This is a genomic window from Domibacillus enclensis (assembly GCF_900156125.1).
Lineage (GTDB): Bacteria > Bacillota > Bacilli > Bacillales > Domibacillaceae > Domibacillus > Domibacillus enclensis.
In genome coordinates, this window is the sequence record NZ_FTLX01000004.1 from 92,863 (window position 1) to 118,723 (window position 25,861).

Here is a 25,861-nt window from a genome sequence, read left to right on the forward strand (position 1 = left end):
TATGCTTCCTTTAAAGTTTACAGATGATGTAAACGTTTACGGTGAGGTTTTTTATAATAATCTCGAGCAGTCCACTTTAAGGAGGTGGTGGAGCCACATTCGCAATCGATGTTGTACTTTTGAACACTACTTCAAAACGGGGGAGAAACAAATGAAACTTGGATACCAAACAAATACGTGGGGCGGGGTCGTCGGTCATCCTGCCGGAGTCACTTCGATAAAAGATCTTTACTACTTGGCGAACGGCTCAACTGAAGAAGCACTCAAAGAAATTTCGGAGGCCGGATATGATGGCTTTGAACTTTTCGATGGAAACCTCATGCAATATAAAAGCAATAAAGATGAATTTACGTCATTACTGGAAAAGTACAAGCTAACATTGATCGGCGTATACACAGGTGGAAACTTTATTTATCCAGATGTTTTACAAGAGGAATTAGCGAAAATTGAGGAAGTCGCTGCCTTTGCTGCTGAACTTGGCGCCCGCCACCTTGTAATTGGCGGAGGAGCTGTCCGCTCAACAGGGATTCTAGAAAGCGATTACGAAGATTTGGGTAAGGCACTTAATCAAGTAAAAGAGATTGCAGAAAAACATAGATTGATCCCGACCTATCACCCGCATCTTGGAACGAATGTTGAGGCGCCGGATCAATTAGATAAGCTGATGCCGCTTACCACAATCGGTTTATGCCCTGATACGGCTCACATTGAAGCTGGCGGCGGCGATCCGGTAGAGGTTGTGCGCAAATATGCGGACCGGATTAAATATATTCACTTTAAAGATTATGCGGATGGTGAGTTTCTTCCGTTAGGAAAAGGAAATCAGAAATTTGATGAAATGATCCGACTGCTAAATGAAGCCGGTTACGATGACTGGATTACGGTTGAGCTTGACAGTTACGATGTGCCAAAACAAGGGGCGGAAATAAGCCGCAGCTTCTTATCGTCATTTGAAAAATAATGAGTTCAAATGGCAATTCAATAATAAATTACACAATTAATGGAGGACTATAAAATGAAAAAACTTAATGTAGGTATGATTGGCGGAGGATTTATGGGGAAAGCGCATGCACTTGCTTATGCAGGTATGCCGATGTTTTTTTGGCCGGCACCGGTTATTCCGCATCGTCACACTGTAGTAGACGTCACAGATGAGCTTGCGAAAGATGCGGCTGCCCGCCTTGGATTCGAAAACTATTCGTCTGACTGGAGAAAAGTAGTAGAAGATCCGGAAATCGATATTATCGACATCGTGACGCCAAATGATTCTCATGCGGAAATTGCGATCGCAGCCGCAAAAGCTGGAAAGCATATTATTTCTGAAAAGCCGCTTGCGCGTGATGCAGCAGAAGCGAAAACAATGCTTGATGCAGTAAGGGAAGCAGGCGTAAAGCATATGGTTGCGTTCAATTATCGCAGAACACCAGCTGTTGCGCTGGCGAAAAAATACATTGAAGAAGGCAAACTGGGAAAGATTTTGAATTTCCGCGGTACGTATTTGCAGGACTGGTCGGCTGATCCAAATTCTCCACTATCATGGCGCTTTCAAAAAGACCGTGCCGGTTCTGGCGCATTAGGAGATATTGGTACACATGTCATTGACTTTGCACGCTACCTTGTTGGGGAAATTTCTGATGTAAATGCGGTCGCGAAAACGTGGATTGGCGAGCGTCCGATTCAAATCGGCGGTGTTGATAAGCTCGGAACAGTCAAAGCAAATGTTGATGTACCAAAAGCAGCTGTTGATGTGGATGATGAATTCATGACACTCGTTAAATTTGAAAACGGTGCAGTTGGAAGCATTGAAGCAACGCGTAACGCCTGGGGACGCAACAACTTCTTAACATTTGAAATTCACGGTGAAAAAGGGTCTCTCGTCTTTAACTATGAACGCCGTGACGAACTTCAAGTGTGCTTCTCAGATGATCCAGGCGACAGCCGCGGCTTTAGAACGGTATACACAGGCCCGGCCCATCCATACGGAGAAGGCTTATGGCCAATCCCTGCGCTCGGAATAGGCTATGGTGAAACAAAAATTATTGAAACATATGACTTTATGAAATCCATCGCGGAAGATACAAAGGTTTCGCCTGACTTTGAAGACGGCTACCAAATCGCAGTCATTTCAGATGCGATTCTGGAATCAGCCGAAAAAAGCGAATGGGTGAATCTTTCAAAACAAGGTGAAATGGCGAATCTATCAAAATAAGCAATTTGAAAAAATAGATGGAGGCTGCAGCCGCAGCCTCTGTTATAAAGAAGGTGAATGAGATTGGAAAAGCCAATGCTTTCAATGAAAAACATCTCAAAAGCATTTAATGGGATTACGGTACTGGATTCAGTCGATTTCTCTGTTGAAAAAGGTGAAGTTCATGCACTTATGGGCGGAAATGGAGCCGGAAAATCAACATTGATGAAAATTTTAACCGGTGTTTATTCAGCCGATCAAGGCGAAATTTACATTGATGACCAGCTCGTCGAAATTAAAAATACAGATGATGCAAGAAAAAATTATATCTCCATGATTTTTCAGGAATTCAGCTTGATTCCTACGTTAACAGTCGCACAAAATATTTTTCTCACGAGAGAAGATAAAACGTCATTCGGATTATTGAACGATAAAGAATGTGTTGAAAAAACGAGAAAGCTGCTTCAAGAGCTTGAGGTCGATATTGACCCGGACGAGCTTGTCGGCAACCTCGGTGTAGGGTACTGGCAAATGACCGAAATCGCCAAAGCATTATCACAGGAAACAAAAATTCTCGTCATGGACGAGCCAACCGCTTCTTTAACAAAGAAAGAAACAAAAATACTCTTTTCCTTTATTAATCAATTGAAATCGAAAGGCTACGCGATTATTTATATTTCACATCGCATGGATGAGATTCTTGAAATTTGTGACCGCGTTACCATTTTACGCGACGGAAAACATGTCGCTACTGAAGATTGCAAACAAATCGATCTCGATATGGTTATTCAGTACATTGTCGGATCGAGTATGGATAAAGCGTTTGAATGGAAGGAACGGGCGTATGCGACAGACGTTGCACCCGTACTGGAAGTAAAGAATTTATCAATTGGATCAAAAGTGCAGGATGTGAATTTTAATCTGTATCCGGGTGAGATTGTTGGCATCGCGGGATTAATGGGAAGCGGCCGGACTGAAACGGTAAGCGCTATCTTTGGAACAGGTCCAAAAGACAGTGGCGATATTATTGTAAATGGCCAGCCTGTCACGATTAAAACGGCAACGGATGCGATAAAAGCAGGATTAGCTCTTATTCCGGAAGACCGGCGTGTGCAGGGTCTTGTCCTAGAACATAGTGTAAAAGATAATGTCATTCTTCCAATTTTATCAAAAATGAAAAAAGGTATATTCATTGATAATAAAAAAGCCGATAAAGTGGCAAATGATTTTGTGAATAAATTAAACATCAAAACAGATGATATTTATAAAACAACCAATCTATTGTCTGGGGGAAATCAGCAAAAGATCGTTTTGGCGAAGTGGCTGGCGAATGACCCGGCTGTCCTTATGCTTGATGAACCGACCATTGGTGTTGATATTGGTGCAAAAACAGAAATTGTGGATGTCGTACGAGAACTCGCAGACAGTGGAAAAGCCATTCTGGTCATTTCTTCTGAGCTTCCTGAGCTTCTTGCATTGAGTGACCGTATACTAGTCATGCATGAAGGACGAATAATCAAAGAAATGCAGAGACGTGAGATTGACACAGAGGAGGAATTACAACATGCAATCCAAGGATTCTAATCTAGATGGAACAGTTTCAGTAGGAAGCCATACAGTTTCACGCAAGAAAACGTTTGATTGGCGCAACTATATTGTTTATTTTGCTTTTATCGGCGTAATCATTTATTTCTCGGTTACTTTACATGACCAGGGGTTTGTTTCAACGGACAACTTGCTTAATATCATTCGTCAAACAGCGATGATTTCTTTAATGGGTCTTGCGATGACATTTGTTATCAGTACAGGAGAAATTGACCTTTCTGTCGGTTCCATTGCGGCGCTATCTTCCTTAACAGCAGCGCTTGCACTGCAGGCGGGATATGGAATGATCGGCGGCGTAGCTGTTGGTCTTGGAACAGGTCTTCTTGTGGGTTTAGTTAACGGATTACTATTAACAAAGTTAGGGATCCCATCCTTCCTGGTGACACTTGCCACGTTAGGAACTGTCGGTGGTCTGGCGATGTGGATTACCGATACAGCACCGGTACCGATTGTGGATGCAACGTTTAACTTCGTTTTTGGATCAGGGGATATCGGTCCAATTCCGATCTTGTTAATCTGGACGATTGTGGCAACTGTTATTGCCCATCTGTTATTACGTAAAACATCATTCGGAAGACAGACACTCGCAACAGGCGGGAATGAAAGTGCTGCACGATTCTCAGGTGTTAATACACAGCGTATTAAGCTTCTTGTTTTTCTTGGTTCCGGTTTTATGGCCGGTTTTGCGGGCTTGCTTTACGCGGGCCGTATGCACGCAGGCCGCTTCACATTCGGTCAGGGTGACGAGCTTTCGGTTATTGCTGCGGTTATTCTCGGCGGGACGAGCCTTTTTGGCGGCGTAGGGACTGTAATTGGAACAGTTATCGGTTCCTTAATGATTGGAACCATTAACAATGGATTGATCATCATGGGGCTTGATGTCAGCCAGCAAATGATGATTAAAGGATTAATTATCATTTTGGCTGTTGCGTTCGGTAGAAAAGCAATCAAACGATAATTGTGGAATAGGAGGGACACGGATGAAGAGAGTAAAAGTAGGCGTGATTGGCACCGGCTTTATTGGTCCCACTCATATTGAAGCGATCAGAAGACTCGGTTTTGTCGACGTTGTTGCACTCGCGGAACATGGACAGGAGTCGGCAGAACGAAAAGCGGCTGAGCTTGGTATTCCAAAAGCGTACGGTGATTACCGAGATATGCTGAAGGATGATGAAATTGAAGTGGTTCATAATTGCACGCCAAACCAGCTTCACTTTTCAATCAATAAAGATATTATTCTGGCAGGAAAACATGTTATATCCGAAAAACCGCTGGCGATGTCCAGCACAGAATCAGCGGAACTTCTTGCTCTTGCAAAAGAACATAACGTTGTTCACGGTGTAAACTTTAATTATCGCCAATTCCCGATTGTAAAGCAGCTGGCTTCCATGATTAAAAAAGAAGAACTCGGCAAAATCAATCTGGTGCATGGCAGCTACTTGCAGGACTGGATGTTATATGAAACAGATTTCAACTGGCGCTTAGCTCCAGAAGTTGGCGGGAAATCACGTGCAGTTGCGGATATTGGATCGCACTGGTGTGATACGGTTCAATATGTAACAGGCAAAAAAATCGTCGAAGTGTTTGCGGACTTGGCGACAGTCATTCCGGTTAGAAAAAAACCGTCGTCAACACCAGAAACATTTGGCGGACAAGCATCAAAAGAAATTGAATATGAAGATGTTCCTATTAATACAGAAGACTATGCGTCTGTTCTTGTCCACTTTGAAGATGGATCAAAAGGTGTTTTCACGGTCTCACAAGTAAGTGCAGGCAGAAAAAACAAGTTGAGTTTCGAAGTGAATGGAAGCAAACAATCTGCTCAGTGGAACCAAGAAGAACCGGAAAAGCTATGGATTGGTCATCGTGACAAGCCAAATGAACTGATGCTGGCTGATCCTGCATTATTTGCCCAAGAAGTAAAATCAGCCATTCACCATCCAGGCGGGCATAATGAAGGATGGCCGGACGCAATGAAAAATATGATGATTAATTTTTACAGCTTTATCCGGGACGGCAAGGATCCAAACCGTGATGAAACACAATTTGCCACATTTGAAGATGGCCACATCTCCATGTGCATTACCGATGCCATTTTGGAAAGTCATGAACAGCAAAAATGGGTGAAAGTCGAATCGGTTCAGGAGGTTTCATTGTGAAGCTAGGTGTATTTACCGTTTTATATCAACAGCTGCCTTTTGAGGCGATGCTCGATAAGCTAAATGAAATGGGCGTTGAAGCAGTGGAGCTTGGAACCGGTAATTATCCGGGGAACAGCCACTGTGATCCAGATGAGCTTTTAGGCAGTCCAGAAAAAATAAAGGCATTTAAAAAAGCTGTAGAGAGTCGGGGAATGACAATAAGCGGGTTAAGCTGTCACGGCAACCCGCTCCATCCTGACAAAAAATTCGCGGCAGAATCTCATGCCGTCTGGCAGAAAACCGTGAAGCTTGCTGAACGTCTGGAAATCCCGGTTGTAAATGGTTTTTCCGGCTGTCCAGGAGACCATGCAGATGCTAAATTTCCAAACTGGGTAACGTGTTCCTGGCCGCCGGAATATGCAGAAATGCTCGACTGGCAATGGAATGAAGTCGTTATTCCATATTGGAAAGAAGAAGTGAAATTTGCTCAAAAGCATGGGATCAATCAAATTGCACTCGAAATGCATCCTGGTTTCGTTGTGTATAACCCGGACACTTTACTGAAGCTGAGAGAGCATGCGGGAGAAGCAATTGGTGCGAATTTTGACCCGAGTCATCTTCTCTGGCAGGGCATTAATCCGGTAGAAGCGATTAAAAAGCTCGGAAAAGAAAATGCCATTTATCACTTCCATGCGAAAGATACGTATTTAGATCAGGCCAATATTGATGTAAATGGCGTTTTGGATACAAAACACTACAGCGACGTGTTAAACCGTGCGTGGACATTCCGTTCTGTCGGATACGGACAGAATGAAAAAATGTGGAAAGATATCACGAGCACGCTGCGGGCGGTTGGCTACGATTATGTTGTTTCGATTGAGCATGAGGACATGCTTGCTTCCGTTGATGAAGGTTTAGGCAAAGCCATTTCATTATTAAAAGAGGTCATGTTTAAGGAGCCTGTCGGCGAGATGTGGTGGGCGTGATTTTCAAGTAATAAAAGGAATTTGGCTTCCATACATGCCAGGCTGAGCCTAATTGGTATGCGAGGACATCTATTGAATATTTGAAAGCAGAATTAGCAAAGCTTGATTAAAATGGTTTTAATCTAAAGAGTCATGCTGTGGCTGGCCATAGCTGCTCTTTTGGATAAAATAGAAAGCGATTACAATAATTTGATGGGGGAGTTAAAATGAAAAAAACGTTTTTATTATTCATCACAGTACTTTTAGGTGCTTTTCTTGCTCTTGCAGGCTGTGGAAATCAAAATGCAGGTTCAGGTGAGGGAGAAACGGAACAAGAAGCAGCAGAGCTTCCAGATACAGGCGCTTTAACCATTAGTGAAGATATTCCAAGCGGCACGACGATTTTAAGTAAGGGGCCGAACGGGGAAGAAGCGATTTCAGCTAAAACACTTAACCTATCAGAAGAAGACATCGAAAAAGTGAAAGAAGGAAACTATAAAGCCGCAATCGTTATGCACTATGCGGGCAATGACTGGTCTAAAGCACAAATTGACGGTTTAGAGGCCGCGTTTAAACGGATGGGAATCGAAGTGATTGCCGTGACGGACGGTCAATTTAAAGCTGAAAAGCAAGTGTCTGACATTGAAACGGTATTAGCAAAAGATCCGGATATTATCGTAAGTATTCCAGTGGATCCTGTTTCAACAGCCGAAGCGTATAAAAAAGCAGCAGCTGCAGGTGTAAAATTAGTCTTCATGGATAACGCACCACAAGGATTAGTAGCAGGGAAAGATTATGTAAGTGTTGTTTCTGCTGATAACTATGGCAACGGTGTAGAAGCAGCGGAAATTATGGCTGCTCAGCTTGAAGAAAAAGGGAAAATCGGTGTTGTGTTTCATGACGCGGATTTCTTTGTAACACGCCAGCGTACAGAAGCTTTCGAAAAAACAATGCAAGAGAAATATCCAAACATTGAAATTATTGCACGCAGCGGTATTACAGATCCAAATACAGGTGAGAAAATCGCATCGGCCATGCTGACAAAAAACCCTGATTTAGATGGGATCTTCGCTGTCTGGGATGTACCGGCTGAAGGAGTACTTTCCGCTGCCCGTACGGCTGGAAGAGAAGATCTTGTTATCACAACTATTGACCTTGGAACAAACGTTGCGCTTGATATTGCACAGGGTGGAATTGTAAAAGGACTTGGCGCACAGCTTCCATATGACCAGGGAATTGCTGAAGCGATTTTAGCAGGCCACGCATTGCTAGGAAAAGAAACACCGCCATATGTAGCAGTACCTTCCTTAAATGTAACACAGGAAAACATTCTGGAATCCTGGAAAATGGTGTACCATACAGAAGCCCCGGATGTTATTCAGCAAGCAGCTCAATAAAGTTTAAAATAGCAAAGGACCACCCCAACGTCCGTTTCCACTGTCTTCGGGGCGGTCCTTTGTTATGCTTACGTTTATCATTTTACTTGTTCAATGATTGAAATCAGTTCTTTTATGGATGGTGAAAACATGTCGAGGAAAAAAACACGCTTGCCCCGTAAGAAAAAAGAGGTAAAAGGACGAACAAAGAAATTCCCTTCGCTATTTAAAAACAAACGCATCAGCCAAAAATACGGGTCCGTTCTTGCAATCGTTATTTTATTGTTTATAACTGCAACCGCTATAACATCCTTTCTTTTAAATGATTTGACGAATACACTGGACGAGCTCGATCAAAAAGGGAACAGCGCTCTGGCTCTCAGTGAAATGGCTTCCTTATTTCGGCAAAAGGATATTCGGATAAGCGACTATATTTTACTGGAGGATCAAACAGCTATTGATCAGTATAAGGAACAGAGCGAACAGTTAATTATGCTAACAGAACAAGCAAGAGCAACCGCAAACGCCTCAGCGCTCAGCCTATTGGACCAGGTAGAAGCGAATGACAGTGAAATGAATCGTATTTTTCTCGATCTGATTATTCCTTCCGTTCAACAGGGCAATGAAGAAGAAACGTTTTCTTCAAAACAGCTGTCGGCTTATTTGCGGTCTCAGACAATCGATCATATTGACAGTCTTCAACAAAATTTAGAAAATGATTATGCAGCTTCTGTTCAAGAAGCAAAAGAAGCAGCAAGACAATCCCTTGTTCTGCTCATTTTATCTGTCATCACTGCCTCTCTCGTGAGCGTCATTTTGTCTAAATGGATCAGTCGTGTTGTGGAATACAATCTAAAAAAAGTCGTACATGTCAGCACAAGTATTGCTCAAGGCAAATTAAATGTTGAACCGATCGATTATGACGGCAAAGACGATATAGGACAGCTTACTTATGCAGTGAACAAAATGGCCGATAATTTACGATCGATTGTTTCAGAGCTCCTTACCGTCTCACAGCAAGTGGGTACACAAAGCAGTATATTAAATTCAACAGCAGTTGAAGTAAAGGGCGGGAGCGAGCAAATTGCGAGTTCAATGGATGAACTGGCTCAAGGATCAGAACAGCAAGCAGATGCTGCATCCTCCATCAGTAAGCTCATCGAATCCCTGAATCATAAAATAGCAGATACCCATAAAAGCGGCATACGGCTTGCTGAAACATCAAACAGTGTCCTGCGTATTTCGGAGGAAGGCCGGATTCAAATGGAACAAACCGCCGGACAGATGCAGCATATTACCTTCCTCGTATCCGATTCTGTTGAAAAAGTACAAGGGCTTGAAAAAAGAACCCTTGAAATCTCTCATTTGGCCAATGTGATACAAACCATTTCAGCTCAAACAAACCTGCTGGCTTTAAATGCGGCCATCGAAGCAGCACGTGCAGGAGAGCATGGCCGAGGTTTTGCGGTTGTTGCAGATGAGGTGCGGAAACTCGCTGTGGAAGTAGATGAATCCGTTAAAGAAATTACCGGCATTATTAAGGGGGTACAAAGTGGAACCGCCGATGTTGTCACTTCACTTAATAATGGGTTTCATGAAGTACAAAAAGGCAGCCAGGCCATGCAGTATACGACGAAAACATTTGCAGATATTATTCAGTTTGTTAACGAAATGTCAGGAAGTATTCAAACCATCTCCTTACGCCTTGATTCGATCAGCGAAGGAAGCGATAAAATCAGCTCATCCAGCCAGGAAATTGCTTCAGTTACTGAGGAGTCCTCCGCAGGTGTAGTGGAAACGGCTGGAGCCTCCCGCCAATTAAATGCATCCATGGAAGAAATCATTGAAAGTGCGCAGTCACTCGCTACATTATCGAAAGACCTTGAACAATCTGTCAAACAATTTACTCTATCGGCTCATCATTAATCAAGCGCAAAGCAATCAGGAAGGAAGAACGCTTTTACATTACATGATTGTCTGACAGTCTTTGCGGCCAATGAAGATATTGCCGTCACGGATTTAATGGATGTCTCCGGCTATTCACGATATAAAGTCAATCAAATTCTTGAAAGGCTTGCCCAGGAGCAGTACGTCATCTTACAAAAATCAAGGCCGAAATCCTACAAGGTGCATCCAAAAATAATGGAAAATCGGCTGAAGCTTTAATGCTTTCTCATTTATCCGGGTAAAGGGGCTTATTTGGAAAAAACCCCGAAAATCAGACTTATGCAAGTTTCTTGCCAAAAGTTCGAACTTTTTTCACAAATCAGTTGGTTCTTTAATGCTTTACCGTGCGATCTATGTTACGATGAACATAATCGCAAGGTTGAAAGCGATGTCATTTTTGAGAGGAACGATTGGTATGTCTGATTTAACACATAAATGGAAAAATAAAAAAATAAGAGAACAGGTCGCGGTGATCGACCGTAAAAAAGCACCGACGCTCGTCCTGAAAAATGCCCGCTACCTGCATTCTGCTATGAAACGATGGATGACGGGAAACATTTGGGTATACGAAGACCGGATTGTGTACGTTGGCGAAGAGATGCCGGACCGGGCGGATGAAATAGTAGACTGCACAGGGAAAACGATCGTGCCGGGCTATATTGAACCGCATGTGCACCCATTCCTTATTTACAACCCGCAAACATTTGCAGAATATGCCGCAAAGCGCGGAACGACGACACTGGTCAATGACAACTTAATGATGCTGCTGGCACTTGAGAAAAAGAAAGCGTTTTCTTTGATTGATGAACTGAACAAGCAGCCTGTTTCGATGTACTGGTGGTGCCGCTATGATGCCCAAACCGAAATTGACAATGAAGGAGACGTGTTCGCAAATGGCAACGTCAGCTCATGGCTGGAGCATGAAAGTGTGATCCAGGGAGGCGAATTGACCGGCTGGCCGAAGCTGATGGACGGAGACGACATGATGCTGTACTGGATGCAGGAAACAAAAGCCGCGAACAAGCGGATTGAAGGCCACTTTCCTGGAGCCTCAGAAAAAACCATTACGAAAATGACGCTGTTTGGAGCAGACAGTGATCATGAATCGATGACAGGTGAGGACGTACGGAAGCGGCTCATGAACGGCATGATGGTGACACTCCGCCACTCTTCCATCCGGCCGGACCTTGAAAAGCTGCTGAAGGAAATGAACGAAATGGATCTCGATCAGTACGAGATGATGATGCTGACAACCGACGGTCCATCTCCCGCTTTTTGTGCGGACGGGCTGACAGATAAGCTGATCCGTATTGCGATTGAGCAGGGTGTGCCGCCGATGGACGCGTATCATATGGCTTCATATAACGCAGCACGCTATTACCGGATGGAGCACATGCATGGGATGATTGCGCCTGGCCGAGTTGCCAGTGTCAATATTTTATCGGATGAATATCATCCGACACCTGAATCTGTCCTCGCAAATGGTGTATGGGTCAAAAAAGAAAAAGAAAACGGGGCTGCCGCATTCCCACCTGTTGTCTGGGAGCGATTTGGGCATACGAAAATGCACATCAACTGGGAGCTTGAAGAGGATGATCTGCAGTTTTCGATGCCGTTTGGAATTGAAATGGTCAATAACGTCATCACAAAGCCTTGCACGGTCGTAAAGGATGTAGCCGGGGAGCACTTTTATATGGAAGAGGATCAAAATTATCTCGTGCTGCTGGACTACGAAGGGAAATGGCGGATTAATACGACGATTAAAGGATTTGCAAGAAATGTACAGGGGTTTGCTTCTTCCTTCTCCAGCACAGAAGACATTGTGCTGATTGGTTCATCCAAGGAAGAAATGAAGCGTGCCTTTAACCGGGTAAAGGAATTAGGCGGCGGCATTGTACTGACGGAAAACGGAAAAATCATTCATGAAATTCCGTTAACGGTTTCCGGTATTATGTCCGACCAGCCGTTTGAAACGGTCATTGAGCAGGAAATGAAGCTGCGAGAACTCCTGTCAGAACGCGGTTACCCGTACGAAGATCCGATCTATTCTCTTCTGTTTCTGACGTCGACTCATTTGCCTTATATTCGGATTACCTCACAGGGGATGTACGACGTTATGAAGAAAACGGTACTCTTTCCGACGATAATGCGTTAAAATAGTAAAGTAAAACTATTTTTCGGAGTGTCGATATGAGAAAAAAATGGATGGCAATGGCGGCAGCGGCTGTATTCATCAGCGGTTGTTCAAGTGCTGAGCCTGCCAATGAACAATCAAAAAGAAATGAAATCAATCCTTTAACAGGAATAGAGTCATCTGATACATCAAACCGGGCAATAGCCGTTGTGGTCAGCAATCACCCTTCTGCGCGACCGCAAACGGCCCTTGATGAAGCGGATATTGTGTATGAAGTGTTGGCAGAAGGCGGGATTACCCGCTTTTTGGCGCTTTATCAAAGTGAATACCCGGCCGAAATCGGTCCGGTTCGCAGTGCGCGGGATTACTTTATTGAGCTTGCAGACGGCTACAATGCGCTGTTTTTAGCACATGGCTACAGTCCGGAGGCTCAGGAGCTGCTTCTGTCAGGTGAAGTGGATCAGATAAATGGCATTCAGCATGATGGGAATGTTTTTAAACGCGATGCTTCCCGGACAGCACCTCATAATTCCTACATCGATATGGACGAAGCACTGCGGGTAGCTGAGCAAAAAGGGTATAACATGGATACTGTGCCTTCTCGGCTGTCTTTTTTATCTGAAGAAGAGGAGCAGTCCTTAAGTGGAGAACCAGCAGAAGAGGTGCGGATTCGTCCTTCTTCAAATGATTTGTTTGAATCTGTTTATCAGTATGATGGAGATTCGTACAATCGATCGATTGGCGGAGCTGACGTTAAGGCGGATACTATTTTTGTGATTGAAGCAGACCACCGCGTTGTTGATGCAAAAGGACGGTTGGATATTGACCTGACGTCCGGCGGCGATGCGTTTCTTATTCAAAAAGGTGTGCGGAATCTTGTGAAGTGGCGTAACCAGGATGGACGCATTGTGCCTTATACAGAAAGTGGAGCAGCTCTTGTACAGGGAACGACGTGGATTCATATTGTGCCTGCTTCAAGAGGACTGAACAAAGCAGTTGAAATAGAAACTGACCGTGAAGGGAATGGAAGCTGATTATGCAAATAGAGAAGTTGCGGGGGAAAGAGCTGGACCAGCTTTTTCAAGCCGTCCTTTCGTTAAAGGATATGGAAGAGTGTTACCGGTTTTTTGACGATTTGTGCACAGTAAATGAAATCCAGTCACTGGCCCAGCGTTTGGAAGTAGCCCGAATGCTGCAAGAAGGAAAAACGTATCATAAAATTGAAACCGAAACGGGTGCATCCACTGCGACGATTTCCCGTGTGAAACGCTGCTTGAATTACGGCAACGACGGGTACGAGTTTGTGCTGAAGCGTGTTCATAATAAGGAATGACCAAAAACAGCCTCAATGCGAGGGCTGTTTTTTTTCATGCTGTTGAACAAATGAAGCGGCCTTCGTTTCGTGATATAATACGAAGTTGTAATTGAATGATTGGAGGCGGCCTGTATGTATGATGTGCGTGAATGGCGGCATGTGTTTAAATTAGATCCGAACAAAGAAATAGATGATCAATTGCTTGAACGTGTATGTGAGTCTGGGACGGATGCCATTATCGTTGGCGGTTCAGATGGGGTGACGCTGGATAACGTTTTAGAATTAATGGTTCGTGTGCGGCGCTATCCACTTCCTTGTGTGCTGGAAATCTCGTCACTCGAGATGGTGACACCGGGCTTTGATTTGTATTTTATTCCGACCGTTTTAAATACAAAAAGAGCGGAATGGATTACCGGTCTTCATGCGGCAGCAATGAAGGAATATGGGGAACTGATGAATCCGGATGAATTGGTGGTGGAAGGCTACTGTATTGCGAATCCGGAATGTAAAGCGGCCAAGCTGACAGGTGCAACAGAAAAACCGGATACAGAGGACATTACGGCTTACGCCCGCCTCGCCGGTCATTTATGGAAGCTTCCGGTTTTTTATTTAGAATACAGCGGTACGTATGGTGATATCAAAGCGGTTAAAAAAGCAGGCGATCTGTTAGCGGAAACACGTACGACGTATTTTTACGGAGGCGGCATCCGAACGGCTGAGCAGGCGAAGGAGATCGGGCAGCATGCTGACGTTGTCGTTGTCGGAAATGCGGTATATGATTCGCCTGAAGAAGCATTAAAAACCGTCACAGCGGTTAAAAATAGTGTATAATAAAGAACAAATGTTCCGAATGGTGGTGGCAGTATGCAATTTTTAACAGATCGACTATTAAAAGGATTGAATCCTGAACAGCAGGAAGCTGTTAAAACGACGGAAGGACCTCTTCTGATTATGGCAGGGGCTGGCTCCGGTAAAACGCGCGTCCTGACACACCGGATTGCGTATTTAATTGTTGAAAAAGAAGTGAATCCGTACAATATACTGGCGCTGACGTTTACGAATAAAGCGGCGCGTGAAATGAAAGACCGGATTGGCGCTCTGCTTGGAGGAGCGTCCGAAGAAATCTGGATGTCCACATTCCACTCGATGTGTGTGCGTATTTTGCGCCGTGACATCGACCGGATCGGCTACAGCCGGAACTTTACGATTTTAGATACAGCAGATCAGCTGTCAGTGCTAAAAAGTATTTTAAAGGATCAGAACATTGACCCGAAGAAGTTTGATCCCCGAGCACTGCTTGGAGCGATCAGTTCATCGAAAAATATCCTTGTGGACGCGGCCGCTTTTGCACGTCAGCAGGGCGGCTATATGGATAAGGTTACATCCGATGTGTACACTGAATATGAAAAGCGCCTGAAGAAAAACAATGCGCTCGATTTTGACGATTTAATTATGCTGACGATCCGCTTGTTTGAGCGGGTGCCGGAAGTGCTGGAGTTTTACCAGCGCAAGTTTCAGTATATTCATGTGGACGAGTATCAGGACACGAATAAATCGCAGTATACACTTGTCAAGCAGCTGGCGAGCCGGTTTCAAAACCTTTGTGTGGTCGGGGACAGCGATCAGTCTATTTATCGCTGGCGCGGAGCGGACATCGCCAATATTTTATCGTTTGAAAAAGATTATCCGCATGCGAAAGCGATCTTTTTAGAGCAGAATTACCGCTCGACCAAGCGCATCTTGCAGGCAGCCAATGAAGTAATCGAAAACAATTCAAACCGGAAGCCGAAAAAGCTCTGGACGGAAAACAGCGATGGGAAAAAAATCGCGTATTTCCGGGCGGACAGTGAGCGGACGGAAGCAGAATTTGTAGCAGGCAAAATAAAAGAAATCGCAGCAGCCGGTCGAAAGCAGTCGGACTTCGCGGTGCTGTACCGCACGAATGCACAGTCCCGTTTAATTGAGGAAACGTTGATGAAATCAAACATTGACTATACGATTGTCGGCGGCATAAAGTTCTATGACCGGAAAGAAATTAAAGACTTGCTTGCTTACTTGCGCTTAATTGCGAATCCGGATGACGACATTAGCTTAACGAGGGTCATTAACGTGCCGAAGCGAGGGCTTGGCTCCACATCGCTTGATAAAATTGCCCGATATGCGCAGGAGCATGACATTTCCATGTACAAGGCGCTGGCCGAGGTGGACTTTATCGGATTAAGCGGGAAAGCCGCCAATGCAGCAGCGGACTTCCGCGACATTATTCACATTTACACGCAGCAGCAGGAGTACTTGTCCGTTTCAGAGCTTGTGGAGCAGGTGATTGACCGGACCGGCTATGTCGACATGCTGGCAGCGGAGAAAACGATTGAAGCACAAACACGAATTGAGAATATTGAAGAGTTTTTGTCTGTTACGAAATCGTTTGAAGACAACAGCGAGGACAAAACGCTGGTTGCCTTTTTAACAGACCTGGCACTGGTGGCGGATATCGATCAGCTCGGCAAAGAAGAGGATCCGACAGAATCGGTCGTGTTAATGACGCTTCATTCCGCTAAAGGGCTTGAATTCCCCGTCGTTTTCTTAATCGGCATGGAGGAAGGCGTCTTCCCGCACAGCCGGTCCCTAATGGATGAGGAAGAAATGGAAGAAGAACGCCGCCTCGCGTACGTTGGCATTACACGCGCAGAAAACGAGCTGTACATCACAAACGCGGAAATGCGGACGCTTTATGGCCGGACGAACATGAACCCGGTCTCAAGGTTTATCAGTGAAATTCCGGAAGAACTGCTGGAAGCTGAAAATCCGAAGCGGCAGCCGAGAAAACAAATGCCATTCGGCCAAAAAGCACGGCCGGCTGTTACACGTCCGCCAAGCAATGCGGCGGAGCAGCTGAACTGGCGTGTTGGCGATAAAGCCTCCCACAAAAAATGGGGAACGGGAACCGTTGTGGCGGTGAAGGGAAGCGGCGACAGCACCGAGCTTGATATTGCGTTTCCAAGTCCAACAGGCATTAAGCGGCTTCTCGCGCAATTTGCGCCGATTGAAAAAGGATAAGCGGATTGAATGGAGGATGCAGAAATGGATGGAATGAAAGCGGAGCAGCGCGTAAAAGAACTGCATGACATTCTGAATAAATACAGCTACGAGTATTATGTCATGGACCAGCCGACAGTGCCGGATGCTGAATATGACCGTTTGCTGCAGGAGCTGAATGAAATCGAGGCGAAATTTCCGGAGCTGCAAACGCCGGACTCGCCTACGCAGCGTGTCGGCGGCGCCGTTTTGGATGCGTTTCAAAAGGTACGCCACGACACGCCGATGCTCAGTCTGGGCAATGCATTTAACGAAGCAGATTTACTGGATTTTGACCGCCGCATTGAGCAGCTGGTCGGTCATTCCTCGTATTCATACGTCTGTGAGCTGAAGATTGATGGCCTTGCCGTATCACTGAAGTACGAAGACGGCTTATTTGTACAGGGAGCAACGCGCGGTGATGGAACGACGGGCGAGGACATAACGGCTAATTTAAAAACGATTCACTCTATTCCGCTCCGGCTGAAAAAGCCGCTGACGATGGAAGTGCGCGGTGAAGCGTTTATGCCGAAGCAGTCGTTTATTGCGCTGAATGCCATTCGCGATGAAAAAGGAGAAGAGCCTTTTGCGAATCCGCGCAATGCTGCAGCCGGATCTCTCCGGCAGCTCGACCCGCGTATTGCCGCGTCGCGCAATCTGGATATCTTTTTATACGGCATTGCGAATCCGGGCCCGCTTGGTCAGGAAACCCACAGCAGCGGTCTTGATCTGCTCGATTCGCTCGGCTTTAAAACAAACAGGGAACGGCGCGTTTGCCAGACCATTGAAGACGTCATCGCGTATGTGAAGGAGCAGTCGGAAAAACGAACGAAGCTTCCGTATGAAATTGATGGCATTGTCATTAAAGTTGACTCACTGGATCATCAGGATGAGCTCGGCTTTACGGCGAAAAGTCCGCGTTGGGCAACGGCGTTTAAATTTCCGGCAGAAGAAGTCGTCACGAAATTAACAGACATTATATTAAGTGTGGGGCGAACCGGTGTGGTCACGCCGACTGCTGTGCTCCAGCCGGTTCGTGTCGCAGGGACAACCGTCGGACGGGCATCGCTTCACAACGAAGATCTGATCCGTGAGAAGGATATTCGGATCGGCGACATGGTGGTGGTGAAAAAAGCCGGGGATATTATTCCTGAGGTTGTCAGTGTGCTGACCGACCGCCGCACGGGTGAGGAGGAAGAATTCCGCATGCCCGACCACTGTCCTGAATGCGAAAGCGAGCTGGTCCGGCTTGAAGAGGAAGTGGCGCTTCGCTGTATCAACCCGCAGTGCCCGGCGCAAATTCGTGAAGGCATGACGCATTTTGTGTCGCGTAATGCGATGAATATTGACGGCCTCGGTGAAAAAGTCGTCGCGCAGCTGTATCGTGAAAAGCTCATTACAGATGTAGCGGATTTATACACCCTTCAAAAGGATGATTTGATCAAGCTTGAGCGGATGGGCGATAAATCAGCGGACAATTTGCTGGCGGCAATTGACGCCTCCAGGCAAAACTCGCTTGAGCGCCTTCTGTTTGGTCTTGGCATTCGACATGTTGGAGCAAAAGCAGCTAAAACACTTGCGATGGAATTTGGCACGATTGACCGCCTGAAGGATGCAACAGAAGAGGAATTAACGGCCATTCATGAAATTGGTGGAAAAATGGCGGCAGCGGTTGTGCTTTATTTTGACCAGGAAGAAGTGGCAGAATTAATCGGAAAGCTGAAGGCAGCGGGGGTAAATATGTCGTATGACGGACCTGTTCAGCCTGTTGTGGCAGAGGGAGATTCACCGTTTGCGGCGAAAACCATTGTGTTAACCGGAAAGCTGACACAGCTGACGCGCAATGAAGCAAAGGAACGCATTGAAGCGCTCGGCGGCAATGTAACAGGCAGCGTCAGCAAAAAAACCGATCTGGTCATTGCAGGAGAAGAAGCCGGCTCAAAGCTTGAAAAAGCAGAAAAGCTCGGCATTGACGTGTGGGACGAACAGCGGCTTATGAATGAACTTACAAAATAAGAGGTGGCTTTTTTTGAAAAAGAAATGGGTTCTGGCGGCGGTGTCTGCCATGTTGCTTGCAAGCGGGTGTGCGCCGGCGCTGCAGAACGATGATGAGGTAACACAGGAGAATGGGGACGAAACAACAGCTGTTATACCGACCTATCAAATATCGGAAAATTTTTACCGCACTATTGTCCCGTTTGAACCGGGAAAAGCTCGCGGCCTGGTAGTGTCCAATCTAAACACGCGCCATGATATCGTGGAATTTGAAACCGGCTTGATGAGAATCGCGCAGGAAAACTTTTCTCCGGAAAGCTTTTTCTTTCAAGAAGGACAGGTGCTGGAGGAGGGTGTTGTCCGTTCATGGCTAAGCCGGAAATACACGGACGCCCAGCTGAAGGAACAGGAATTGACGGCAGAGGAAAACCTCGGGCTAAACCCTGTTGATTCAGGCGAAGGATCAGTAGACGAACGAAATGAGCGCGCGCCCATTTATTTAGCGCATATTATGGAGCAGGATTATTTAACGAAAAAAGAAGATAATTCTCTTCAGCTTGATGGAGTGGTCATCGGGCTGGCGCTTAATTCTGTGCATTATTACCAGAAGGAAGCATATGGAGCGCAGTACGAATTTACGATCCCGGACGAAAAGATCGAAGAAGAAGGGAAAAAGATGGCCGCTCAGGTCGCCTCCCGCCTGAGGTCCATGGACAAAACGAAAAATATTCCTGTAACGATCGCTTTATTCCAGCAGGCTCCACAAAACTCGGTCACAGCAGGCAATTTTATTGCATACACACATCTTGATGCAGGAGATGGAGAAATCTCAGACTGGAAAGCCATCGATGAAGAGTATGTGCTGTTCCCGTCGAGTACAGCGGAAGAAAACCATCGTGAGGATTCCACCTACTTTGCGAACTTCAAGCAGGACATTGAAACGTACTTCGATAATTTCAACGGTGTGATTGGCCGTGGACTTTACAGCGGTGAAGAGCTGACAGGATTGAAGATCGAAATCCCGATTCAATTTTACGGGAAAGCGGAAGCGATTGGCTTCACGCAGTATGTGACGGGTCTCGTCATGGAGCATTTTCCGGCTTACATTCCAGTAGAAGTAAGCATTACATCAACGAGCGGCACCGAAGCGCTTATAGTAAAAGAAGCCAATGCGGAAGAACCGTATGTGCATATTTATGAGTAAAAAAGGAAAAGTGAAAGAGATAGATTATTCCAAAAGGTGTGTACTTGTTTTTAGGAGTATGATATAGTTATCGCAATTCAATATCGTGTAAGAATTGGTGCCAGGCTGAGGCCTGGCTTAAAAGGGAAGAACGGTGTGAGTCCGTCGCTGTCCCGCAACTGTAACTCGGAGTGAATCACAGAAGCCACTGTCAATAGACGGGAAGGCGTGAGGAACATTGATGAGAAGCCAGGAGACCTGCCAACTTCTAAGTACACACCAAATACCTACGTGGAAATAGGTGGTGACCATTCAATGTACGTCAAACGAGTTATGAGCAGTATCGCTGCATGCTTTTTTTAGCGTGTCTTTAACTTGATTGTATAAGCCATCTTCCATTCGTGAAGATGGCTTTTTTGTGTTGAAAAATAAAGGAGGCGGAAAAATGAAAGCAGTGAGTACAGCAATTGGATATCCGTATATCGGAGAAAACAGAGAGTGGAAACGGTATGTAGAAGCGTTTTGGAAGAAAGATCTTTCAGAAGCTGATTTTGCGCTGAAGATGAAGGAGCTTCGCTTGAAGCAAGTGAAACACCAGCAGTCGCTTGGAATGGATCTCGTGACAACAGGCGATTTTACTTTATACGACCGGATGCTTGATGTATCGACGATGTTCGGAATGGTGCCTGACCGCTATGGCTGGCAGGGAGGCCGCGTGGATGTATCCACGTATTATGCGATGGCGCGGGGAACGGCGGATGCTGTTGCTTCTGAAATGACAAAATGGTTCAACACGAATTATCACTACATTGTGCCTGAATATGATGGGAAGACGCTGCAATTAACGGAAAATTATCTTCTGACCCACTTTGAAGAAGCGAAAAATGAGCTGGGCATCATCACAAAGCCAACCTTGATCGGTCCCTATACGTTTGTTCAACTAACAAAAGGATACGATAAAACATCAAAGGCTGCGTTTGTGCTACAGCTGATTTCCCTTTATGCAGCTGTCATTCAGCAGCTGGCCGATGCCGGGGCAGAGTGGATTCAGCTGGAGGAGCCGGCATTTGCACAGTCACTGGACGCAGAGGATGTGAAGCTGATACAGGAGATTTACAAGCAGCTGGCGCAAGAGGCACCAGAAGCCAGGCTGATGCTGCAAACGTATTTTCAAGCGTTATCCGCCTACGGAGAATTATCTAAGCTGCCGGTGGCTGGAATTGGGCTTGATTTCGTCCATGGAGCAGAAGAAAATATGGAGTCTCTCCGTACAGACGGCTTTCCACAGGACAAAGTGCTCGGGATTGGCATTGTGAATGGGCGCGATGTCTGGCGGGCGGATCTGGCAGAAAAAGCAGAAGCCATCAAGGCGGTTTTATCATTAAGTGATGCGCAGGAAGTATGGATTCAGTCTTCCTGCAGCCTGCAGCATGTTCCCGTAACGACTCAGTCTGAAACACAGCTTGAGCCAGTGTTGAAGAATGCCCTGGCTTTTGCGGATGAGAAGATTGTGGAGCTGACACAGTTGTGTGCGTACGCTCGTGAAGGACAATGGTCCGGAAATAAGAGTGTCTCAGAAAGCATGGAAGCCATTGAAGCACTGAAGCAGCATGAAGTAAGGAAAAATGAGCGTGTGAAAAAGCTTGTTTCAGAAGTAAAGGAAGAGCATTTTTCCCGTCCAATGCCGTTTAAAGAGCGTCAATCCGTGCAGAAACAAGCACTGCAATTACCGGATTTTCCAACGACGACAATCGGAAGTTTTCCGCAGTCAGCTGAGGTGAAGCGCACACGAAAAGCGTGGCGTCAAAGCAAGATGACAAACGAAGAATATGCTGAATTTGTGAGGAAGGAAACAGCACGCTGGATTCGCATACAAGAGGAGATCGGGCTGGATGTTTTTGTTCACGGCGAATTTGAGCGGACGGACATGGTGGAATATTTCGGTGAAAAGCTGACCGGCTTTGCATTTACGGAAAAGGCATGGGTGGTTTCATACGGATCACGCTGTGTAAAACCGCCGATTATTTACGGAGATGTGGAATGGACAGCACCGATGACACTGAAGGAAGTAGCAGAAGCACAAGCGCTGACCTCTAAATATGTAAAAGGAATGCTTACAGGCCCGGTGACTATTTTAAATTGGTCCTTTGTGCGTGACGACTTATCGCGGGAGCAGGTAGCCAATCAAATTGCTTTAGCCCTAAAAGAAGAAGTCCAGGCGCTGGAACAAGCGGGCATTGCCATTATTCAAGTAGATGAACCGGCATTACGCGAAGGGCTGCCGCTTCGAAAGGAACAGTGGAACGATTACCTGGCATGGGGAGTCAATGCGTTCAAGCTCGCCACATCCGGTGTGAAAAACGAAACACAGATTCATACGCATATGTGCTATTGCGAGTTTAATGATTTCATCGAGCCGATTCGTGCCCTTGACGCGGATGTTATCTCCATTGAAACGTCGAGAAGCCATGGCGAGCTGATCGATTCATTAAAGCAACATCCATATGAGCTGGGCATTGGTCTTGGTGTGTACGATATTCACAGTCCGCGCGTGCCCGACATAGAAGAAATCGATACGATTTTGAATGACAGCCTGGCCGTTATTTCAACGGAACAATTTTGGGTGAACCCGGATTGCGGCCTGAAAACACGCGGAGAAGAAGAAACGGTTGCTTCCTTGAAAAATATGGTGGAAGCGGCTAAAAAGCTGCGCCGTCAAAAACAACCGGTATAACAAGCCGACTGAGAAGAGAGTTCCTTCTTCATGGCAAAATAATGAGAGACAAGGCGCAATTCCACGTGAATTGCGCCTTGTTCCACGTATTTGCGCCATCAGAGAACTGACTAGCCCGCAGTTCTTTTCTTTTTATTAGCTTAAACAAAAATTGTTGCATAAGAGCAACTTTTAGCATACACTAATAAAAAAGTACAGAGGAGGGCTCAGATGGACGGGAATGTGCTATTGGCATTCGGGTTAACATTGTTAGCCGGTTTAGCGACAGGAATTGGAAGTGCGCTGGCGTTTTTCACATCACGGACGAATACAAAATTTCTTGCCTGGGCGCTCGGGTTTTCAGCAGGCGTCATGATTTACGTATCGATGATCGAAATTTTCGTAAAAGCAAAGGATGCCCTTGTTTTAGAGCATGGAGACAAAACAGGGTACTGGCTGACCGTCATTGGATTTTTTGCGGGTATTGTTGTCATCGCGATTATTGATAAATTTATCCCATCTTCAGGGAATCCGCATGAAACAAAAACAGTAGAAGAATTTCACGAAGAACCGGAACGCGACGAATATGCACGTCTGAAAAAAATGGGGGTCTTTACGGCCATTGCCATTGCGATTCATAACTTTCCAGAGGGTATCGCGACATTTGCTTCGGCTCTCCAGGACCCAAGCCTTGGAATTGCCATTGCGATTGCGGTGGCTATTCACAATATTCCAGAGGGCATCGCGGTCGCGGTACCGCTTTACTTCGCAACGGGCGACCGAAAAAAAGCGTTTAAGTGGTCATTTTTGTCAGGCTTATCGGAGCCGGTCGGCGCACTTGTTGCCTGGCTCATTTTAATGCCGTATTTAACCGATACGATGTTTGGCATGATTTTCGCCGGTGTTGCGGGAATCATGGTGTTTATTTCACTCGATGAATTGCTGCCGGCTGCACAGAAATATGACCAGACCCACCTGGCGATTTACGGAGTTGTCTCCGGCATGGCGGTCATGGCGATTAGCCTGCTGCTGCTTTTATAATAAAAACGACGAAGACAGAAGAGCCATTCTTCTGTCTTTTTATGCTGTTGAAAAAAGAATGTGTCAATGAAAAGCAGGTGACTACTTTTCTTTTTCAACGCTGCTGTGCTTGCGCAAACACGGTTTGGGCGGCTTCTGCAGGACTTCGCGTTCGGAGGGGCGGGCGGTGAGCTAACTTTTGTCGCTACGCTCCAAAAGTGGATCTCACCTAACCCGCTGATCCCTCCCGAGTCTCCGTCCTTAGTGAGGAGGGAAAGCAACTGGTAAAATCCTAAAAAAGGGCTTTTTGAAGGGGAGACCAACAAACCACTATCTATTATTCGTATAAAAAAGAAAAGGTGCTTCTCATACAAGCCACTCGTTAGTCGTTGAAAACAAGCCGTTTTCAAACTTTTTATCCTCCCTGTTTCATTAGGACCACAACGGGCGGAGGGAGGCCGGCGAAGACTCCCACTGGACGAGCGGACAGGCTGAAACAGCCATGGTTTTCGGGCTGGTTCAGCGATCGCCCAGCAGGAAAGCGAAGCCGGCAGCCCGGAGCCCCTGATTGTGCTTTTCCAAGAAAAAAGAAGAATCAAAGCCTTCAGCTGCTAGATTGTTCGGATTCAATAGCTGTCCTCATTGTGATGGACTAGCTGTTTTTTATTCTTTTTAAAAAAAATGGTTGGCAAACAAAACAATCTGTTATACAATACAAATTGTAAAAGACAATCTGTTTTATAACAAGGGGGATGTTTTAAAATGGGAAACACGAAACAGCAACGGGTGGATCAGCTTCAGCAATCATGGGAGAAGGAATCAAGATGGCAGGGAATTCAGCGTCCGTACTCTGCAGAAGAAGTCATCAAACTGCGCGGGTCTATCGATATCGAGCATACACTGGCCAAACGCGGCGCTGACAAACTATGGAGTCTGGTAAACGAGGAACCTTTCGTGAATGCGCTTGGCGCACTGACGGGCAATCAAGCTGTGCAACAAGTAAAGGCAGGATTGAAAGCGATTTATTTGAGCGGCTGGCAAGTAGCGGCAGATGCCAATCTGTCCGGTCACATGTACCCGGATCAAAGCTTGTACCCGGCAAACAGCGTGCCGAGTGTTGTGAAACGCATTAATCAGGCACTTCAGCGGGCGGACCAAATTGCCCATATGGAACAGGATGAATCCATCGATTATTTCGCGCCAATTGTCGCTGATGCCGAAGCGGGATTTGGCGGACAGCTTAACGTATTTGAACTGATGAAAAGCATGATTGAATCGGGCGCATCCGGCGTTCACTTTGAAGATCAGCTTTCTTCAGAGAAAAAATGCGGTCACCTGGGTGGAAAAGTATTGCTTCCAACACAGGTAGCGGTGAAAAACCTGATCGCGGCCCGTCTGGCGGCAGATGTTATGGGAGTGCCGACCGTTTTAATCGCTCGTACCGATGCCGATGCGGCGGACTTAATTACGAGTGACATCGATCCGGCAGATAAAGAGTTCCTGACAGGAGAACGCACATCGGAAGGCTTTTACCGAACGAATGCAGGGATTGAGCAAGCGATTGCCCGCGGTTTGGCCTATGCGCCGTACGCGGATATGATCTGGTGTGAAACGTCTGAGCCGAACCTTGAACAGGCGCAGCGCTTCGCTGATGCGATTCATGAAAAATTCCCGGGCAAGCTGCTTGCGTACAACTGCTCACCGTCGTTTAACTGGAAGGCAAAGCTTGACGACGAAACGATTGAAAAGTTCCAGGTGGAGATCGGCAAAATGGGCTACAAGTTCCAGTTTGTAACGCTTGCTGGCTTCCATGCCTTGAATCACAGCATGTTCCAGCTTGCCAATGGCTACAAAACACGCGGCATGGGTGCGTACTCGGAGCTGCAGCAAGCAGAATTTGATTCGGAAAAAGACGGGTACACCGCGACGCGCCACCAGCGCGAAGTAGGAACCGGCTACTTTGATGCCGTGTCGATGACCGTAACAGGAGGCCAGTCTTCAACGACTGCACTGAAAGGGTCAACCGAGGAAGAGCAGTTTCAAACAAGCTGATTGTATACGAACAAAGGGATCTATCTTACATTGGGGGATGTATAATAGATGAAAGGCCGCCTTCATTTCGAAGGCGGTTCTTCTTTTTGTTCACGAAGACAGAAATCATGGTAAAATAAACTTTGTGCAATTATTAGCGTACACATTTTTTA

At 46.0% G+C, this 25,861-nt stretch carries 18 protein-coding genes and 1 riboswitch; all 18 genes read left to right on the plus strand.

Annotated features, from left to right (window positions below; translation table 11 throughout):
• Position 1 precedes the first annotated feature (1 nt).
• The 18 genes from BW952_RS09725 to aceA all read left to right on the plus strand — a co-directional run bounded on the left by BW952_RS09725 (position 2) and on the right by aceA (position 25,709).
• Positions 2 to 961 (plus strand): sugar phosphate isomerase/epimerase family protein, encoded by a 960-nt coding sequence (locus BW952_RS09725; RefSeq protein ID WP_231581252.1) that lies wholly within the window; start codon positions 2 to 4, stop codon positions 959 to 961.
• Between the two features lie 54 nt (positions 962 to 1,015).
• Entirely contained in the window at positions 1,016 to 2,209 is a 1,194-nt protein-coding gene (locus tag BW952_RS09730) for a levoglucosan dehydrogenase (RefSeq protein ID WP_045849153.1), read from the plus strand.
• Positions 2,210 to 2,266: 57 nt separating this feature from the next.
• Positions 2,267 to 3,772: a sugar ABC transporter ATP-binding protein gene (locus BW952_RS09735; protein WP_045849154.1), complete on the plus strand. Its 1,506-nt coding sequence runs from the start codon at positions 2,267 to 2,269 to the stop codon at positions 3,770 to 3,772.
• The gene (locus tag BW952_RS09740; protein WP_045849155.1) at positions 3,753 to 4,751 is read left to right on the plus strand and encodes an ABC transporter permease; all 999 of its coding nucleotides are present in this window, start codon (positions 3,753 to 3,755) and stop codon (positions 4,749 to 4,751) included. The genes BW952_RS09735 and BW952_RS09740 overlap by 20 nt, the downstream gene beginning before the upstream one ends.
• A gap of 22 nt (positions 4,752 to 4,773) precedes the next feature.
• Positions 4,774 to 5,952 carry a Gfo/Idh/MocA family protein gene (locus tag BW952_RS09745; protein ID WP_045849156.1) on the plus strand — a complete coding sequence of 393 codons (1,179 nt, stop codon included), beginning with the start codon at positions 4,774 to 4,776 and terminating at the stop codon, positions 5,950 to 5,952.
• Positions 5,949 to 6,920: a sugar phosphate isomerase/epimerase family protein gene (locus tag BW952_RS09750; RefSeq protein WP_045849157.1), complete on the plus strand. Its 972-nt coding sequence runs from the start codon at positions 5,949 to 5,951 to the stop codon at positions 6,918 to 6,920. The genes BW952_RS09745 and BW952_RS09750 overlap by 4 nt, the downstream gene beginning before the upstream one ends.
• A 206-nt stretch (positions 6,921 to 7,126) precedes the next feature.
• Positions 7,127 to 8,296, plus strand: a complete 1,170-nt coding sequence (locus BW952_RS09755; protein WP_045849158.1) for a substrate-binding domain-containing protein — start codon at positions 7,127 to 7,129, stop codon at positions 8,294 to 8,296.
• A gap of 129 nt (positions 8,297 to 8,425) precedes the next feature.
• Positions 8,426 to 10,201, plus strand: coding sequence for a methyl-accepting chemotaxis protein (locus tag BW952_RS09760; RefSeq protein WP_045849159.1), 1,776 nt, complete (start codon positions 8,426 to 8,428; stop codon positions 10,199 to 10,201).
• A 436-nt stretch (positions 10,202 to 10,637) separates the two neighbouring features.
• Positions 10,638 to 12,377, plus strand: a complete 1,740-nt coding sequence (locus tag BW952_RS09765; protein ID WP_045849160.1) for an adenine deaminase C-terminal domain-containing protein — start codon at positions 10,638 to 10,640, stop codon at positions 12,375 to 12,377.
• Positions 12,378 to 12,412: 35 nt separating this feature from the next.
• Positions 12,413 to 13,390, plus strand: coding sequence for a DUF3048 domain-containing protein (locus BW952_RS09770; RefSeq protein ID WP_045849161.1), 978 nt, complete (start codon positions 12,413 to 12,415; stop codon positions 13,388 to 13,390).
• A 2-nt stretch (positions 13,391 to 13,392) separates the two neighbouring features.
• Positions 13,393 to 13,689, plus strand: a complete 297-nt coding sequence (locus BW952_RS09775) for a YerC/YecD family TrpR-related protein (RefSeq protein WP_045849162.1) — start codon at positions 13,393 to 13,395, stop codon at positions 13,687 to 13,689.
• Between the two features lie 114 nt (positions 13,690 to 13,803).
• Positions 13,804 to 14,502, plus strand: coding sequence for a heptaprenylglyceryl phosphate synthase (gene pcrB / locus BW952_RS09780; RefSeq protein ID WP_045849163.1), 699 nt, complete (start codon positions 13,804 to 13,806; stop codon positions 14,500 to 14,502).
• 33 nt (positions 14,503 to 14,535) lie between these two features.
• A complete protein-coding gene (gene pcrA / locus BW952_RS09785; protein WP_045849164.1) occupies positions 14,536 to 16,728 on the plus strand; it encodes a DNA helicase PcrA in 2,193 nt (730 codons plus the stop codon).
• A 24-nt stretch (positions 16,729 to 16,752) separates the two neighbouring features.
• Entirely contained in the window at positions 16,753 to 18,762 is a 2,010-nt protein-coding gene (ligA, locus tag BW952_RS09790) for an NAD-dependent DNA ligase LigA (RefSeq protein ID WP_045849165.1), read from the plus strand.
• Between the two features lie 13 nt (positions 18,763 to 18,775).
• The gene (locus BW952_RS09795; protein WP_231581253.1) at positions 18,776 to 19,945 is read left to right on the plus strand and encodes a CamS family sex pheromone protein; all 1,170 of its coding nucleotides are present in this window, start codon (positions 18,776 to 18,778) and stop codon (positions 19,943 to 19,945) included.
• A gap of 78 nt (positions 19,946 to 20,023) precedes the next feature.
• Positions 20,024 to 20,204: riboswitch (cobalamin riboswitch) on the plus strand.
• Between the two features lie 165 nt (positions 20,205 to 20,369).
• Positions 20,370 to 22,658: a 5-methyltetrahydropteroyltriglutamate--homocysteine S-methyltransferase gene (metE, locus tag BW952_RS09800; protein ID WP_045849167.1), complete on the plus strand. Its 2,289-nt coding sequence runs from the start codon at positions 20,370 to 20,372 to the stop codon at positions 22,656 to 22,658.
• A 210-nt stretch (positions 22,659 to 22,868) separates the two neighbouring features.
• Complete coding sequence (gene zupT, locus BW952_RS09805; RefSeq protein WP_045849168.1) at positions 22,869 to 23,678, plus strand: zinc transporter ZupT; 810 nt, start codon at positions 22,869 to 22,871, stop codon at positions 23,676 to 23,678.
• Positions 23,679 to 24,419: 741 nt separating this feature from the next.
• Entirely contained in the window at positions 24,420 to 25,709 is a 1,290-nt protein-coding gene (aceA, locus tag BW952_RS09810) for an isocitrate lyase (protein WP_045852612.1), read from the plus strand.
• The last annotated feature ends 152 nt before the right edge of the window (positions 25,710 to 25,861 follow it).

Excerpts from the sequence above, each read along its gene's own strand:
- BW952_RS09725 (WP_231581252.1), top strand. The coding sequence starts at position 2 with ATGCTTCCTTTAAAGTTTACAGATGATGTAAACGTTTACGGTGAGGTT.
- BW952_RS09730 (WP_045849153.1), top strand. The coding sequence starts at position 1,016 with ATGAAAAAACTTAATGTAGGTATGATTGGCGGAGGATTTATGGGGAAA.
- pcrA (WP_045849164.1), top strand. The coding sequence starts at position 14,536 with ATGCAATTTTTAACAGATCGACTATTAAAAGGATTGAATCCTGAACAG.
- BW952_RS09775 (WP_045849162.1), top strand. The coding sequence starts at position 13,393 with ATGCAAATAGAGAAGTTGCGGGGGAAAGAGCTGGACCAGCTTTTTCAA.
- pcrB (WP_045849163.1), top strand. The coding sequence starts at position 13,804 with ATGTATGATGTGCGTGAATGGCGGCATGTGTTTAAATTAGATCCGAAC.
- BW952_RS09760 (WP_045849159.1), top strand. The coding sequence starts at position 8,426 with ATGTCGAGGAAAAAAACACGCTTGCCCCGTAAGAAAAAAGAGGTAAAA.
- BW952_RS09770 (WP_045849161.1), top strand. The coding sequence starts at position 12,413 with ATGAGAAAAAAATGGATGGCAATGGCGGCAGCGGCTGTATTCATCAGC.
- BW952_RS09765 (WP_045849160.1), top strand. The coding sequence starts at position 10,638 with ATGTCTGATTTAACACATAAATGGAAAAATAAAAAAATAAGAGAACAG.
- metE (WP_045849167.1), top strand. The coding sequence starts at position 20,370 with ATGAAAGCAGTGAGTACAGCAATTGGATATCCGTATATCGGAGAAAAC.
- BW952_RS09745 (WP_045849156.1), top strand. The coding sequence starts at position 4,774 with ATGAAGAGAGTAAAAGTAGGCGTGATTGGCACCGGCTTTATTGGTCCC.
- aceA (WP_045852612.1), top strand. The coding sequence starts at position 24,420 with ATGGGAAACACGAAACAGCAACGGGTGGATCAGCTTCAGCAATCATGG.
- zupT (WP_045849168.1), top strand. The coding sequence starts at position 22,869 with ATGGACGGGAATGTGCTATTGGCATTCGGGTTAACATTGTTAGCCGGT.
- ligA (WP_045849165.1), top strand. The coding sequence starts at position 16,753 with ATGGATGGAATGAAAGCGGAGCAGCGCGTAAAAGAACTGCATGACATT.
- BW952_RS09740 (WP_045849155.1), top strand. The coding sequence starts at position 3,753 with ATGCAATCCAAGGATTCTAATCTAGATGGAACAGTTTCAGTAGGAAGC.
- BW952_RS09755 (WP_045849158.1), top strand. The coding sequence starts at position 7,127 with ATGAAAAAAACGTTTTTATTATTCATCACAGTACTTTTAGGTGCTTTT.
- BW952_RS09735 (WP_045849154.1), top strand. The coding sequence starts at position 2,267 with ATGAGATTGGAAAAGCCAATGCTTTCAATGAAAAACATCTCAAAAGCA.